Source organism: Streptomyces sp. NBC_01460 (assembly GCF_036227405.1).
Classification (GTDB): domain Bacteria; phylum Actinomycetota; class Actinomycetes; order Streptomycetales; family Streptomycetaceae; genus Streptomyces.
The window spans coordinates 5,696,499-5,711,088 of sequence record NZ_CP109473.1 but is presented as its reverse complement, the minus strand read 5'-3'; the positions used below and the strand labels follow the sequence as shown (position 1 = coordinate 5,711,088).

Sequence of the window (14,590 nt, the reverse complement as noted above, 5' to 3'; positions counted from 1 at the left end):
CTCACCGGTCTCATTCGACAGGAACCCCATGAGCGACCCTTCCTCCCCCTTCGGCTTCGAGCTCGTGCGACGTGGATACGACCGCGGTCAGGTGGACGACCGCATTACCAAACTCGTCGCCGACCGTGACAGTGCTCTCGCCCGTATCACCTCTCTGGAAAAGCGCATCGAGGAACTCCACCTCGAGACGCAGAACGCCCAGGCCCAGGTCAACGACGCCGAGCCGTCGTACGCCGGTCTCGGCGCCCGCGTCGAGAAGATCCTCCGTCTCGCCGAGGAGGAGGCGAAGGACCTGCGTGAGGAGGCCCGCCGCGCGGCCGAGCAGCACCGCGAGCTGGCCGAGTCGGCCGCCCAGCAGGTGCGCAACGACGCGGAGACGTTCGCCGCGGATCGCAAGGCGAAGGCCGAGGACGAGGGCGTCCGTATCGTCGAGAAGGCCAAGGGCGAGGCGAGCACGCTCCGCACCGACGCCCAGAAGGACGCCCAGCAGAAGCGCGAGGAGGCCGACGCCCTCTTCGAGGAGACCCGCGCCAAGGCCGCCCAGGCCGCCGCGGACTTCGAGACGAACCTCGCCAAGCGCCGTGAGCAGTCGGAGCGCGACCTCGCGTCCCGTCAGGCGAAGGCCGAGAAGCGTCTCGCCGAGATCGAGCACCGCGCGGAGCAGCTCCGCCTGGAGGCCGAGAAGCTCCGTACGGACGCCGAGCGCCGTGCCCGTCAGACGGTGGAGACGGCTCAGCGCCAGGCCGAGGACATCGTGGCGGACGCCAACGCCAAGGCCGACCGGATCCGCAGCGAATCGGAGCGCGAGCTGGCGGCGCTGACCAACCGCCGCGACTCGATCAACGCCCAGCTGACCAACGTCCGCGAGATGCTGGCGACGCTGACGGGTGCCGCGGTCGCCGCCGCCGGCTCCCCGGTCGAGGACGACTCCGCCACCCGCGGGGTCCCCGCCCAGCAGACCCGCTGACCGACCGCACGTACGTCGGAAGTGCCCCTTCACGCGCCCGGTTCCGCCTTTGTGGTGGCGCCGGGCGCGCGGCCGCTCTAGCGTGAGCGGCATGATCGAGCTCGACGGCCTCACCAAACGCTTCGGCAACAAGGTTGCCGTCGACCATCTGTCATGCCGGGTCAGGCCCGGGATGGTGACCGGGTTCCTCGGCCCGAACGGGGCGGGCAAGTCCACGACCATGCGGATGATGCTCGACCTCGACAACCCGACCAGCGGCACGGTGCGCATCGACGGCCGCCACTACCGCGAGCTCCAGGAGCCGCTCAAGCACATCGGGGCGCTGCTCGACGCCAAGTCGATGCACGGCGGTCGCAGCGCGTACAACAACCTCCTGTGTCTCGCCCAGAGCAACCGCATCCCGGTGAGCCGGGTCTCCCACGTGCTCGACACGGTCGGTCTGAGCGCGGTGGCGAAGAAGAAGTCCAAGGGTTTCTCCCTCGGTATGGGCCAGCGGCTGGGAATCGCCGCGGCGCTGCTGGGCGACCCCGAGATCCTGATGTTCGACGAACCCGTCAACGGTCTGGACCCGGAGGGAATCCACTGGATCCGGAATCTGATGAAGACCCTCGCCGCGGAAGGCCGGACGATCTTCGTCTCCTCCCATCTGATGAGCGAAATGGCCCTGACCGCGGATCATTTGATCGTCATCGGGCAAGGAAAGCTGCTCGCCGACACGTCGATGGCCGATTTCATCCAGGAGAACTCCCGCAGTTTCGTGCGGATGCGCTCGCCGGAGCAGGAGCGCCTGCGCGACGTGCTGCACGCGGAGGGCGTCGTGGCGGTCGAGTCGGGCAACGGCACGCTGGAGATCGACGGTGAGGCCCCCGAGCGGCTCGGTGAGCTCGCCGGCCGGCACGGGATCGTGCTGCACGAGCTCAGCGCCCAGCGGGCCTCCCTGGAGGAGGCCTTCATGCAGATGACAGCGGGCTCCGTGGAGTACCACGCCCACTCCGAACGCGACGGTGCCCCGCCACCACAGGTGGGTCCGCACTGGGGCGAGGGGTGGAGCCCGCAGCAGACCGGCGGCCGCACGGCCGACGACGGCACGAAGGGGGCGTGACGGCGATGGCATCGGTACCCGCGGTCCTGAATTCCGAGTGGACCAAGATCCGTACGGTCTCGTCGACCACTTGGACGCTGGTGTGCGCGTTCGTCGTCACCGTCGCCATGGGGGCAGCGCTCAGCGCCCTGCTGAACAGCCAGTTCGACGATCTCTCCGACGCCGAGCGGGCCACCTTCGACCCGACGTTCGTGAGCTTCTCCGGAATGGTCCTGGGACAGCTGGCGATGGTCGTCTTCGGTGTCCTGGTGGTGGGCACGGAGTACAGCTCCGGGATGATCCGCACCTCGCTCGCGGCCGTGCCGCAGCGCGGGTCGTTCCTCTTCAGCAAGATCGCCGTGGCCGGCGTCCTCGCCCTGGTGGTCGGTCTCGCCACCAGCTTCGTGACCTTCTTCCTCAGCCAGGCGCTGCTCGGCGACCGCGGCACCGACCTCGGCGCGCAGAACGTGCTGCGCGCGGTCTTCGGCGGCGGCGTCTACATGGGGCTGATCGCGGTCTTCTCCATGGGCGTGGCCACGATGCTGCGCAGCTCCATGCTGTCGCTCGGCATCCTGATGCCGTTCTTCTTCCTCGTCTCGCAGATCCTCTCGGCGGTCCCCGGGGCGAAGAGCGTGGCCCGGTACTTCCCCGACCAGGCCGGCTCCAAGATCATGCAGGTGGTCCCGGACGCCCTGAACAGCGACCCCGCGCCCTACGGCCCCTGGGCGGGGCTCGGGATCATGGCCCTGTGGGTGGTGGCGGCGCTGGCCGGCGGCTACCTCGTACTGAAGAAGCGGGACGCCTGAGCGGCGCCCGGCGCTCCGGCGCTCCGGGTCACGGCTTGGCCGGAACCGCCGGCGGCTGGTTATCCTCCTAACTCTTACGGGGGCGTGCGGCTGAGGCCTGGGCCCCGACGACAGATAAGTCGATGGGGCTGGAGAATGATCGAGGCAGTCGGCCTGACCAAGCGCTACGGCGCGAAGACGGCCGTGCACAACCTTTCCTTCCAGGTACGGCCGGGTGCCGTCACGGGGTTCCTCGGTCCCAACGGGTCGGGGAAGTCCACCACCATGCGCATGATGCTCGGCCTGGACCGGCCGACGTCGGGACACGTCACGATCGGCGGCCATGCCTTCCGCAGCCTCCCGAACGCTCCGCGCCAGGTGGGGGCACTGCTCGACGCCAAGGCCGTGCACGGCGGTCGCAGCGCCCGCAACCACCTCCTGAGCCTGGCCCAGCTGGCCGGCATCCCCGCGGCACGGGTGGACGAGGTCCTCGGCGTCGTCGGGCTGCAGGACGTCGCGAAGAAGCGGTCCAAGGGCTTCTCCCTCGGCATGGGCCAGCGGCTCGGCATCGCGGCGGCGCTGCTCGGCGACCCGCAGGTGCTGCTCTTCGACGAGCCGGTCAACGGCCTGGACCCCGAGGGGATCCTCTGGGTCCGCAACCTGATGAAGCAGCTGGCCTCCGAGGGGCGCACGGTCTTCGTCTCCAGCCACCTGATGAGCGAGATGGCGCTCACCGCCGATCACCTGATCGTGATCGGCCGCGGGCAGCTGCTCTCCGACATGAGCGTCACCGACTTCATCTCGGCCAACTCCGCCGACTTCGCCCGGGTGCGCGTCTCGTCGGACGGCCCGGAGCTGCGGGAGAAGCTGACGGCCTCGCTGACGGAGGCGGGCGGCCGGGTCGTGTCGGAGCCGGACGGCGCCCTGCGCGTCATGGGGCTCGGGCTGCCCCGGATCAGCGATCTGGCCCACGGGGCGGACGTCCGGCTGTGGGAGCTCTCGCCGCACCAGGCGTCCCTGGAGGAGGCGTACATGCGGATGACGCAGGGCGCCGTGGACTACCGGTCGACGGTGGACGCCAAGGCGGGGCTCCAGCTGCCGGCGCCCGGCTACGGGCACCCCGGCCACGAGGCGGCCCACGGGCAGCCCGGTCGGACCCCGCAGCCTCCGCCCGAGGTCCCGCAGCAGAGCTGGTACGCCCCGCCGCCCCCGGGACAGAACCCGTACGCCGCACCCGCCGTTCCCGCGGACCGGCCCGAGCGCAAGACCAGCGAGGACCCCCGATGACGATGCCTCCGCCGCCCGCGCAGACGCCCCCGCAGGCGCACCAGGCCCCGCAGGCGCCGTACCAGCAGCCGCAGCAGGGCTGGGGCGGCCAGGCGGGCCTGTACGCCTCTCCGATCCCCGTGCGCACGCCCGGCCTCGGTGACGCGATCGCCTCGGAGTGGACGAAGATCCGCTCCGTGCGCTCCACCATGTGGACGCTGGGCGTGATGATCGTGCTGCTGATCGGCATCGGCCTGCTCACCGCGTTCGCCGTGAGCGTGTCGGACGCCGACCTGGACGGCACCCCCGTCCTCAGCCTCGGCTTCTTCGGCGTGCTGCTCGGCTCGATCTGTGTGATGACCCTCGGCGTGCTGACCATCGCGTCCGAGTACGGCACGGGGATGATCCGTACGACGCTGACGGCGTGCCCGAGCCGGGCGCGGATGCTGGTCGCGAAGTCGCTCGTCTTCTTCCTGCTCGCCTTCACGATCACCACGGTGACCACCGGGGTCGTCGGTGTCCTGCAGACGGCCATGCTGGACGGCGCCACGGCCGACGCGGCCACCTGGGTGCGCTCCACGGTGGGGGTCGGTCTCTACGTCGCGACGCTCGGGCTGCTCTCGCTCGCGCTCGGCACGCTCATCCGGCACTCGGCGGGCGCCATCACGATCATGATCGCGGTGGTGCTGCTCCCGCTGGTCCTCGCGATGTTCATGTTCTCGCCGACGCTCGCCGGTGTGCAGGAGGCTCTCTTCGAGTACTCCATCCCCAACCAGCTCGGCGCGATGTACGACGCGTCGGTGACCACGTCGGGGCCGACCGGCTGGGAACCGCTCTGGATCATCCTCGGCGTGACGGCGGTGGCCATGGCCGCCGCCCTCGTGTCGCTGGACCGCCGCGACGTCTGACTCAGTACCGCGGAGCGTTCCTGGACCGCTGCACCCGTGTGGTGCGGCGGTCCTTCGCGTTCCAGCAGGCCTTGTGCCAGTGCCTGCGGTCGTCGATCCCGCCGAACTCGGGCCAGGCGACGAGGTGCGGGACGCCGGAGGGGATCTCCTGGTCGCAGCCGGGGCAGCGGTAGCGCTTGCCCGCCGCGCTCGCGCCGCTCACCGGGCGCACGGACCACTCCTCGCCCTGCCAGCTCTCCGTGTCACCGCCCCCGCCGTACCGTTCCCCCGCGTCGCGTGCGTTGCCGGTAGGACTCTCGCCGCCTCGGGGGCGGTTGCGGCGCGGGGACACGGGACACCTCACGGGGCGGCGGTACGGGCAGTTCGTCCCGTCCAGCCTAGAGGCATCGGCTGCGGGCAGGTGTCGGGAGTGACAGGGGAGCAGCGGCGGGGCGGGTGGGTTACCGGAAAATCGCAACAACTTCGCCCTGGACCGTGCCCTTGGCACGTGTCAGACGTTGTTGCCAGTGGGGGACAGCCGCGTCGGCCGTAAGGAGGCAGAAGGCGATGCGCGTAGGAACGTTCGTACTGGCAGCACAGTTTCCGGGCCAGGGGCAGGGCGAGGCCCTGCACCGGGCCGTCCGCTCCGCGGAGGTCGCGGAGGAGTCCGGGCTCGATTCCGTCTGGCTGGCGGAACATCATTTCGTGCCGTACGGGGTGTGCCCGTCCGCCACGACCCTGGCCGCCCTGCTGCTCGGCCGCACCCGCAGGATCCGGGTGGGCACGGCGGTGAGCGTGCTGCCGAGCCAGCACCCGGTGATGCTCGGCGAGCAGGCCGCGCTGCTGCACCTGACCAGCGGCGGCCGCTTCACCCTCGGGGTGGGGCGCGGCGGCCCCTGGGTCGATCTGGAGGTGTTCGGCGCGGGGCTCGAGGCGTACGAGAAGGGTTTCCCCGAGTCGCTGGACCTCCTGCTCGACTGGCTCGGCAAGCCCCGGGTGGCCGGGCGCGGTGAGCGCTTCGGCTTCCGTGAGGTGGCCGTCGTGCCCCGGGCCGACGAGCTCCTCGGGGACGGTCCGCCGGGCCCCGAGGTGATCGTCGCGTGCACCTCGCCGAAAAGCGTGGAACTCGCCGCTGGAAAGGGTTTGCCGATGCTCCTCGGGATGCACTGCGGCGACGAGGAGAAGGCCGACATGGTCGCTCTGTGGCGCTCGGCCGCCCGCGAGGCCGGCCAGCCGGCGGAGGTCGTGGAGCGGGTAGCACATGTGTCCGCGGGGGTGACCCAGATCGCGGACAGCCCCGCCGACGCCGTGGAGACGCTCGTGAAGGCGATGCCGGGATGGCTGCGGCAGGGGCTGGGCGCCCATGTGACGGTCGACGGCCGGCACCGGGTGATGCGCGACCCCGTGGCGTACACGGAGTTCCTCTGCGGCCTGCATCCGGTGGGGCCGCCCCGGTTCGCCGCCGACCGCCTGGCGGCCACGGCGGAGCGCACGGGCATCACCCGCTTCGCCCTCATGGTCGAGGGGTCGGGCGATCTCGCGGCGACCGAGACGAACGTGCAGCGGCTGGGCACGGAAGTGTTGCCGTTGCTGGAGTGAGCCCTTCACGCCGGTGGTCCTGGTGGTGCGGGGGCTGCCGCCCCGGAGCCAGTTGCACCTCCCGCGGCCCGGAGCGGCAGCAGAAGCGTTCAGCAGTCCCGGAGTTCGGGCGACTGGTTGAGCAACTGGCCTCTCACCGAGGTGAAGCGGGCCAGTCGCTCGTCGACCGAGGCGTCCAGCGGGAACACCGCGAGGCGGTGGCAGTTCTGGAATGCCAGACGCACTCCGAAGTGCCGCTGCAGCGCGCCGCGTATCGCATCACTCGCGAGCGCGCGCAGCAGCTGACCACGTGCCTGCTCGTCCGGCGGGGGCGTCTGGTTGTCGGCGAACTGTCCGCCGTCGACCTTCAGCTGGGCCACCAGGGAGCTGATCATCTCCCATGCGTAGGGCAGGGAGGTCCGGACGCAGTCGACGAAGTCGGCTTCGTCGACCTCGCCTCGCTCGGCCTGTTCCAACAGCGCCGGTGAGACGTCGAGCGACATGGGTTCTCCTCTCGCGACCCCGACGGGTGGCCGGGGCCTTACGGGCAGGGCGGGACGGCGACGCTGCGTACACAGACGACGACCTCCTGCTTCCACGGTAAGGGCGCAGTCCGGGCCGCACCAGGAGAATGGGAACACAACCGGCCAATAACGAACGGTCGCAAAGAGGGGCAAGCCCGATAGGCGTACGTCAAGGGCCGTACCGGGCGAGGGGCCCGGGAATCGCGTGGACCACCGGTAGTCGAGTAGCGTTGCCGACCATGCGTCTCGTCATCGCCCGTTGCTCCGTCGACTACGCGGGCCGGCTCACCGCCCACCTGCCCTCCGCCCCCCGTCTGATCCTGGTGAAGGCGGACGGCAGCGTCTCGATCCACGCCGACGACCGGGCGTACAAACCGCTCAACTGGATGTCCCCGCCGTGCACCCTGAAGGAGGGCGCCGACGACAACGAGGGCGTCTGGACCGTCGTGAACAAGGCGGGCGAGAAACTGATCATCACGATGGAGGAGATCCTCCACGACTCGTCCCATGAGCTGGGTGTCGACCCGGGGCTCATCAAGGACGGTGTGGAGGCGCACCTCCAGGAGCTGCTCGCCGACCGCATCGAGACGATCGGCGAGGGCTACACCCTGATCCGCCGTGAGTACCCGACCGCGATCGGCCCGGTCGACATCCTGTGCCGGGACGCGGACGGCGCGACGGTGGCCGTCGAGCTGAAGCGGCGGGGCGACATCGACGGTGTGGAGCAGCTGACCCGCTACCTGGAGCTGCTCAACCGCGATCCGCATCTGGCTCCGGTGCGGGGTGTGTTCGCGGCGCAGGAGATCAAGCCGCAGGCCCGGGTGCTGGCGACGGACCGGGGTATCGGGTGCCTGGTCCTCGACTACGACGCCATGCGCGGCATCGAGGACGACAAGCTGCGTCTGTTCTGATCCCGGGCGCCGCCGCCTCCGACACGCCGCCGTCTCCGTCACGCCGTACGGGCCCGCTTCCCGGGCCCGTACGGCGTCGTCGTGTTCAGGCGGTCGTGGGCGAGGCCGGTCCGTCCTGGCTCGCCGACGCGGTGGCGGTCTCGGCCGGACCGCTCGCGGAGTTGGAGGTCTCCGGCTCCGTCGGCGTCTCCGTCGGGGCCGTCTCCGTGGGGGTCGGCTCGGTGGAGGGCGTGGTCGGCGAGCTCGTCGGGGGCTTCGTCGGCGGAGTGGTCGGGGGCTTCGTCGGCTTCTTCGTCGGCGAGGGGCTGCCCTCCGTGGGCCGGTCGCTCGGACTGCCGTCCGTCGGGGTGTCCGACGGGCTGGTGCCGGGGTCCGAGGTGCCCGGGGACGGCGTGCCGCTCGCGGACGGGGTGGCGGTGCCGGAGGGGCCGGGCGTGCTGGAGTCCCCACCGGCCGTGCCCTCGTCGGCCGCCGGGTCGTCGGTCGGCTCGTCCGCGGAGACGCTGTTCTCGCCGTCGTCCTCGGTCGTCGACTGCTCGGTCGTGACGCTCTGCCCCTCCGGGTCCTCTCCGCCGCCCGAGGTGGCCCCCAGGGTCACCACCGTGCCGAGGACCGCCGCCAGCAGCGCTCCCGCGCCCACGGCGACGAGATTGCGCCGGGCGCCCCGCAGCACACCCGCGGGCCCTGCGGGCCTGCCGGCGGACGGCGGGCTCTGACGGGCGATCAGGGTCGCGGAGGTCTCGGTCCGCCGGGGGAAGAGCGGTGCGGCCGGCGGGGTGCCGCCGGGAGGCGAGGCGGGCGCGTCGTGACGCGGGGCCGGTGCCTCCTCCCCCGCCGGGGTGCCGGGCACAGGCTCACCGGAGCGGTCCGAGACGAGAGCCAGCGCCCGCCGCCCCGCCACCGCACCGGGCTTGTCGGCGAGCGCCCCGCGCATGCCGATGGAGGCCTCCAGCTCGGCCCTGGCCCGGTCCAGATGGCCGGTGCAGAGCGCCAGGACACCCAACTCGTGATGGAAGTAGGCCTCTTCCGCCACCTCGCCGGCGATCCGCGCAGCCTCCTGACCGGTCCTCAGGCTCTTCTCCCAGGCGCCCCACTGCATGCCCGCCGCGAAGGCGGGTGCAGCACTGCGGGCCAGCAGGACGGCCGTACTGGCCTGTCCCGGGGCGTCACCGGGCACGAGGCGCGTCATGGAGGCGAGGACCGCGTCCGCCTCGGCGACCGCGCGTTCCGGGGTGACGGAGGGGTGCCCCGCCCACCAGGTGAAGTGCTGGGCGGCGCTGCGGGCGTGCGCGTCCGCGTCCTCGCCGTATCCGCTCGCCTCCAGCTGGGTCAGGACTCCGGCCGCCAGCCGGTAACGGGGACCCGCCGGGGAGAGCAGCCCGCTGCCGGCGAGCTCGCCCAGTGCGGCGTCGGCGTGGGTGTCCCCCACGAGGGCGGGGAGATGCGCCTGGTGCGGGACCTCACCGCCGAGCGCGACGGCGAAGCGCAGGGTCTCCCGGGCGGCCTCGCTCAGCCGGGAGGCGAGCAGGGCGGCGGGGGCCGCGCCCTCGCCGAGGCTGGGCAGCGGGAGGCCGGCCGGCTCGGACCTGCCGAAGGGGGAGTCCTCGGGGTCGTCGTCGTACTGCTCGAACGCCTCCTGGCCGGCGCGCCGGTCGTCGCGCTGGCGCAAGAGGGCGCCGGCCTGGACGAAGCGCAGCGGCAGCCCCTCGGACTCGAACCAGAGGTCTCCCGCCCAGTTCGCCTCCTCCTCGGTGAGCGCGCGCTCCACGACGTGTTCCATGAGCTCGATCGAGGCGCTGCGGCCGAGGCCGGTGAGGAACACCTCTTCGAGGTTCGCCTCGGCCGCCGGCGCGGACACGTCCGGGGTCGTGGCGAAGAGGAACGCGCACTCGGGGGTCGCGTCGAGCAGCTCCTGGAGCGCGGCGCCGCCGAGCTCCAGGTCGTCGACGAGGACGACGGCGCCGATCCCGTGGACGAGGGCGAGCAGCCCTTCGCGGTCGGGGCGGTGCAGCGGAGCGCTGTAGACGGCCTCGAACAGCCCGTGCAGCAGCTCGTTGGCGGTCCGCTTGTACCCGGAGAGCCGTACGACCCCGTCGGGCGCCAGGTCCGCGCAGTCGCCGGCGACGGCGTCCAGGACGGCCGTGCGGCCGGAGCCCGCCGGTCCGGTGAGGCAGACCGAGCGTCCCCGGGCCAGCAGCCGTACCAGCCGCTCGCGCTCGTCCTGGCGCTCCAGGAGGGGCATCTGCGGCGCGGGCGGGCCCGGAGGGACGGGCGGCGCGGCGGCGCGCTCGCGCTCCACGCGCTGGGCGGCGGTGTGCCGCACGGGCGCGTCGGGGATCTCCCCCGGCCTGCAGGCCTCGATCTCGCTGCCGTCGACCGGATTGACGGTGAGCAGGAGGTCGCCCGATATCAGCTGCACGGTGCGCGACTGCTGTGGCGTCTGGTGCCCGAAGTCGGGCGTCAGCGGATCACGGGACTGCCGTCGGCGCCCGCCGTCGTCACCGGACCGGTCGGTGCCATGCCCGTAGTCCTCCGGTCCCCGATTGGTCGGGTCCATCCTCACAGTCCCCCAGACGCGCAGCGCGCGGTCGCCCCCTCCGGCCTCGCACGCCCCGCTGTCGCTCCCGGTCCGGTGTCCGCCAGTGGGTTCTCGTCGATCGGCAGACGGCCGAACCCTAAACCTTCGCACAGTATCTACGAAGCGGCGGGGTGCCGCGCCGCCCCCGACATCACGTTCTCGTGAGGATTGTGCGTGTATCGCCCACGGCCGCCTCAGACGCGCGGCAGGGAGTCCGCGGCGATCCCGCCCTCGATGGCCAGGATCCTGTGGAGCCTGGTGGCCACCAGCAGGCGCTGCATCTGCGGCGGTACGCCGCGCAGCACCAGCCGCCGGCCGGCCCGGCCGGCTCTGCGGTGCGCGCCCATGATGACGCCCAGGCCGGTGGCGTCCCAGGAGTCCAGCTCGGTCAGGTTCAGCACGAGGTCGCCGGCTCCGTCGTCGACGGCCGAGTGCAGAACCGTACGGGCGTCCGCCGCGCTTCGGACGTCGAGGCGGCCCCCGACGACCAGCTCGGCGTGGTCGCCCCTGATGTGCATATGCGCTCCCCTGGAGTACCCCGTAGCAAGGTCGGTCTGTCTGTTTCTCTTTCTTCCTCTGCCACAACTGACTGCCGCGGCGACAGGGAAGTTGCCGTCTGTAAGCGAACCGATACCGAATTCACCCTGAGGGGTGAAAGGCTCCGGCGTCGCCCGCCGGATCCGTACGCCTGACGGCGCCGGATCCCGGATTCCCCGGTCCGCCCGACGGCGGATCAGGCGGCCCGGGGACCCGGTCGTGATCAGTAGGTGTAGAAGCCCTGCCCGCTCTTGCGGCCGATGTCACCTGCATCGACCATCCGGCGCATCAGCTCCGGGGCGGCGAACTTCTCGTCCTGGGACTCGGTGTAGATGTTGCCCGTGGCGTGCAGGAGGATGTCCACCCCGGTCATGTCGGCCGTGGCGAGCGGACCCATCGCGTGGCCGAAGCCCAGCTTGCAGGCGGTGTCGATGTCCTCGGCCGAGGCGACGCCCGACTCGTACAGCTTGGCCGCCTCGACGACCAGCGCCGAGATCAGGCGGGTGGTGACGAAGCCCGCGACGTCGCGGTTGACGACGATGCAGGTCTTGCCCACGGACTCGGCGAACTCCCGCGCGGTGGCCAGGGTTTCGTCGCTGGTCTTGTAGCCGCGCACCAGCTCGCAGAGCTGCATCATCGGGACCGGCGAGAAGAAGTGCACACCGACGACCCGCTCCGGGCGCTCCGTCACGGCCGCGATCTTGGTGATCGGGATGGCGGAGGTGTTGGAGGCGAGGACGGCGTCCTCCCGTACGACCTTGTCGAGCGTACGGAAGATCTCGTGCTTGACCTCGAGCTTCTCGAAGACGGCCTCGACGACGACGTCCGCGTCGGCCACCGCGTCCAGATCGGTGGTCGTGGTGATCCGGGCGAGCGCGGCCTCGGCGTCGGCCGCCTCCAGCTTGCCCTTGGAGACGAACTTGCCGTAACTGGCCTCGATACCGCCGCGCCCGCGGGCCAGGGCCTCGTCGGTGACATCACGCAGCACGACGTCCCAGCCCGCCTGGGCGGAGACCTGCGCGATACCGGACCCCATGAGTCCGGCGCCGATGACGGCGAGCTTCCTGGCCACGATTCGCACCCCTATGCATTCTCGGTAGTTCGCATGCTCTCCGGCGGAGATTAGTACCCGTGAGGGGCCCTGGGGCCGCGAAGAGATGCGCGTCACGTCTCACATGACGGACATCACACCGTCCGGTGTCACGCAGCCGCGCGTCGCGCGTAGTTGAGCACCTTCTCGCCGAGGAGGTCCTCCATGCCGTCGAGCAGGGCGAGCGCGTCGCGGGAGACCTCGTCGGGCTTGCGGCCCGCCACCATCTCGCCGCCTATGTACGCCATCAGGGTGCTGTGCACCCAGGAGAGCTGACCGGCCACCAGATCCGGGGCCGGGTCGTCCGGATCCGCCCCGGACTCCGCCCGCATGGTCGCCTCCAGGTGGAGCTGGGCCTCCTGCTGGATGTGCCAGAGACGGGCCTTGAGGCCGTCGGCGCCCTCGATGACCCTCATGAAGGCCGCGTACCCCTCCATGAGGCCGACCGTGGGTGAGACGCCCTCCACCTGGATGCGCAGCTCGCGCAGCACGGCGTCGGCGGCGGACTCCCCCGCCTCGCGGCCCCGGACGTAGCGCGAGAGCCGGTCGACGATGCCGCTGCCGCGGTCCAGGAAGAGGTCCTCCTTGGCGGGGAAGTAGTTGTACACGGTGTTGACGGAGACGTCCGCGGCCTGGGCGATCTCGGCAATCGTGACCGCGTCGAAGCCCCTCTCCACGAAGAGCCCGGTGGCCACGTCCGACAGGTGCTGCCTGGTCCGGCGCTTCTTCCGCTCCCTGAGTCCCTCGGTCATGGCCCCATCCTACGCAGCCGATGGGGTCCCTGCATTTTTGAAGGCATTGCATTTTTGGGGTGACTCTGTTTTTCTGGTCGCCATGGCCATCATCAGCACGTCCGGGCTCGCCCGGACCTTCACGACCAAGGCAGGGCCCGTCCACGCCGTGCGCTCGGTCGACCTGACCGTCCTGCCCGGCGAGATCGTCGGCCTCCTCGGACCCAACGGCGCGGGCAAGACCACCACCCTGCGGATGCTCACCACGCTGCTCGCCCCCACCGGCGGAGCGGCCACCGTGGCCGGCCGCGACCTGACGGCGGACCCCGCGGGGGTCCGCGAGAAATGCGGTTACGTCGCCCAGTCCGGCGGGGTGGATCCGCACGTCACGGTGCGGGAGGAGCTCGTCACCCAGGGGCGGCTGTACCGGCTGAGCAAGGCCGAGGCGATCGCGCGGACGGCCGAACTGGCCGCGCGCCTCGGCCTCGACGGGCTGCTCGACCGCAGGACGGCCGCGCTCTCCGGCGGGCAGCGCCGCCGTCTCGACATCGCGATGGGCCTCACCCACCGCCCGCCCCTGCTCTTCCTCGACGAGCCGACGACCGGACTCGACCCGGGCAGCCGGGAGGACCTGTGGGACCTGGTCCGGGGGCTGCGGGACGACTTCGGCACGACGGTCGTGCTCACCACCCACTACCTCGACGAGGCCGACGCCCTCGCGGACCGGCTGGTCGTCATCGACGGCGGCCTGGTCGTCGCCGAGGGCGCGCCGGCCGCTCTCAAGACCGAACACGCCGGCTCGCCGGACGCCTCGCTCCACGAGACCTTCCTCGCGATCACCGGCCGCGCCCCGGCCGCCGCCGAGGCCGCCCCCCTCGCCGTACAGGACGCCCGATGCTTCTCCACGACACCTCACTGATCTTCGGCCGGTACCTCCGGCAGACCGTGCGCTCCCGGTTCCAGATCTTCTTCGGGATCCTGATGCCGCTGCTCTACCTGCTCTTCTTCGGACCGCTCCTCACGGGTCTCCCGCTCCGCTCCACCGGCGACTCCTGGCAGGTCCTGGTGCCCGGACTGCTGCTCCAACTGGGCCTCTTCGGCGCTTCGTTCGCGGGCTTCTCGATCATCATCGAGAAGTCCACGGGGGTGGTGGAACGCATGCGTGTGACCCCCGTGAGCCGGCTGGCCCTCCTGCTGGGGCGAGTCCTGCGGGACGCCCTGCTGTTCATGTTCCAGGCCGTGCTGCTGGTGCTCGCGGCCCTGGTCATGGGGTTGCGCGCACCGCTGGCCGGGGTGCTCATCGGCTTCGCCTTCGTAGGCCTGCTGACCGTCTCGCTGGCCTCGCTGTCGTACGCCCTCGCGATGAAGGTGCGTACGCCTCAGGAGTTCGGGCCGGTGATCAACTCGCTCACCATGCCGGCCATGCTGCTCTCCGGACTGATGCTGCCGATGACGCTCGGCCCCGCGTGGCTGGACGTGCTGTCGCACTTCACGCCGTTCCGCTACCTGGTGGACGCCGTGCGGGACGCGTACGTCGGCTCGTACGCCACGGCGCACATGCTGTACGGGGTGCTGGTGGCGCTCGCGTTCGCCCTTCTGGCTGTGACGGCCGGCACGCGCGTCTTCCGCAGGGCCGGAGCGTAACTACGCTGGAC

The 14,590-nt window shown here is 71.4% G+C and carries 15 protein-coding genes; 9 read left to right on the top strand and 6 right to left on the bottom strand.

The genetic code is table 11. The features are described 5' to 3' along the window. Positions 1 to 28 precede the first annotated feature (28 nt). The 5 genes from OG488_RS25945 to OG488_RS25925 all read left to right on the top strand — a co-directional run bounded on the left by OG488_RS25945 (position 29) and on the right by OG488_RS25925 (position 5,007). Positions 29 to 967 carry a cellulose-binding protein gene (locus OG488_RS25945; RefSeq protein ID WP_329232939.1) on the top strand — a complete coding sequence of 313 codons (939 nt, stop codon included), beginning with the start codon at positions 29 to 31 and terminating at the stop codon, positions 965 to 967. 91 nt (positions 968 to 1,058) lie between these two features. Then, entirely contained in the window at positions 1,059 to 2,069 is a 1,011-nt protein-coding gene (locus OG488_RS25940; protein ID WP_329232937.1) for an ATP-binding cassette domain-containing protein, read from the top strand. A gap of 5 nt (positions 2,070 to 2,074) precedes the next feature. After that, entirely contained in the window at positions 2,075 to 2,854 is a 780-nt protein-coding gene (locus OG488_RS25935) for an ABC transporter permease subunit (RefSeq protein WP_329232936.1), read from the top strand. 135 nt (positions 2,855 to 2,989) lie between these two features. Further along, a complete protein-coding gene (locus OG488_RS25930; protein WP_329232934.1) occupies positions 2,990 to 4,120 on the top strand; it encodes an ABC transporter ATP-binding protein in 1,131 nt (376 codons plus the stop codon). Further along, entirely contained in the window at positions 4,117 to 5,007 is an 891-nt protein-coding gene (locus OG488_RS25925; protein ID WP_329232932.1) for an ABC transporter permease subunit, read from the top strand. The genes OG488_RS25930 and OG488_RS25925 overlap by 4 nt, the downstream gene beginning before the upstream one ends. 1 nt (position 5,008) lies before the next feature. On the opposite strand, the gene OG488_RS25920 is transcribed toward OG488_RS25925, so the two are convergent. Then, positions 5,009 to 5,338 carry an ATP/GTP-binding protein gene (locus OG488_RS25920; protein WP_329232930.1) on the bottom strand — a complete coding sequence of 110 codons (330 nt, stop codon included), beginning with the start codon at positions 5,336 to 5,338 and terminating at the stop codon, positions 5,009 to 5,011. Between the two features lie 215 nt (positions 5,339 to 5,553). On the opposite strand from OG488_RS25920, the gene OG488_RS25915 reads away from it, so the two are divergent. Continuing rightward, positions 5,554 to 6,585 carry an LLM class flavin-dependent oxidoreductase gene (locus tag OG488_RS25915; RefSeq protein ID WP_329232928.1) on the top strand — a complete coding sequence of 344 codons (1,032 nt, stop codon included), beginning with the start codon at positions 5,554 to 5,556 and terminating at the stop codon, positions 6,583 to 6,585. Between the two features lie 89 nt (positions 6,586 to 6,674). On the opposite strand, the gene OG488_RS25910 is transcribed toward OG488_RS25915, so the two are convergent. Beyond that, complete coding sequence (locus tag OG488_RS25910; protein WP_205022376.1) at positions 6,675 to 7,067, bottom strand: SCO5389 family protein; 393 nt, start codon at positions 7,065 to 7,067, stop codon at positions 6,675 to 6,677. Between the two features lie 260 nt (positions 7,068 to 7,327). On the opposite strand from OG488_RS25910, the gene nucS reads away from it, so the two are divergent. Then, entirely contained in the window at positions 7,328 to 7,999 is a 672-nt protein-coding gene (nucS, locus tag OG488_RS25905; protein ID WP_099174445.1) for an endonuclease NucS, read from the top strand. Between the two features lie 85 nt (positions 8,000 to 8,084). Here nucS and OG488_RS25900 read toward each other — a convergent pair whose 3' ends face one another. From OG488_RS25900 to OG488_RS25885, 4 genes are all read right to left on the bottom strand, one after another. Beyond that, positions 8,085 to 10,556, bottom strand: coding sequence for an ATP-binding protein (locus OG488_RS25900; RefSeq protein WP_329232925.1), 2,472 nt, complete (start codon positions 10,554 to 10,556; stop codon positions 8,085 to 8,087). Between the two features lie 215 nt (positions 10,557 to 10,771). Then, positions 10,772 to 11,095, bottom strand: coding sequence for an STAS domain-containing protein (locus tag OG488_RS25895; RefSeq protein WP_073745281.1), 324 nt, complete (start codon positions 11,093 to 11,095; stop codon positions 10,772 to 10,774). A gap of 242 nt (positions 11,096 to 11,337) precedes the next feature. Then, a complete protein-coding gene (locus OG488_RS25890) occupies positions 11,338 to 12,186 on the bottom strand; it encodes a 3-hydroxyacyl-CoA dehydrogenase family protein (RefSeq protein WP_329232923.1) in 849 nt (282 codons plus the stop codon). A 128-nt stretch (positions 12,187 to 12,314) separates the two neighbouring features. After that, a complete protein-coding gene (locus tag OG488_RS25885) occupies positions 12,315 to 12,956 on the bottom strand; it encodes a TetR/AcrR family transcriptional regulator (protein WP_329232922.1) in 642 nt (213 codons plus the stop codon). An 82-nt stretch (positions 12,957 to 13,038) separates the two neighbouring features. On the opposite strand from OG488_RS25885, the gene OG488_RS25880 reads away from it, so the two are divergent. Together OG488_RS25880 and OG488_RS25875 are read left to right on the top strand one after the other, a co-directional pair. Further along, entirely contained in the window at positions 13,039 to 13,854 is an 816-nt protein-coding gene (locus OG488_RS25880; RefSeq protein WP_329232919.1) for an ABC transporter ATP-binding protein, read from the top strand. Continuing rightward, the gene (locus OG488_RS25875) at positions 13,830 to 14,579 is read left to right on the top strand and encodes an ABC transporter permease (protein WP_329232917.1); all 750 of its coding nucleotides are present in this window, start codon (positions 13,830 to 13,832) and stop codon (positions 14,577 to 14,579) included. The genes OG488_RS25880 and OG488_RS25875 overlap by 25 nt, the downstream gene beginning before the upstream one ends. Positions 14,580 to 14,590 lie beyond the last annotated feature (11 nt).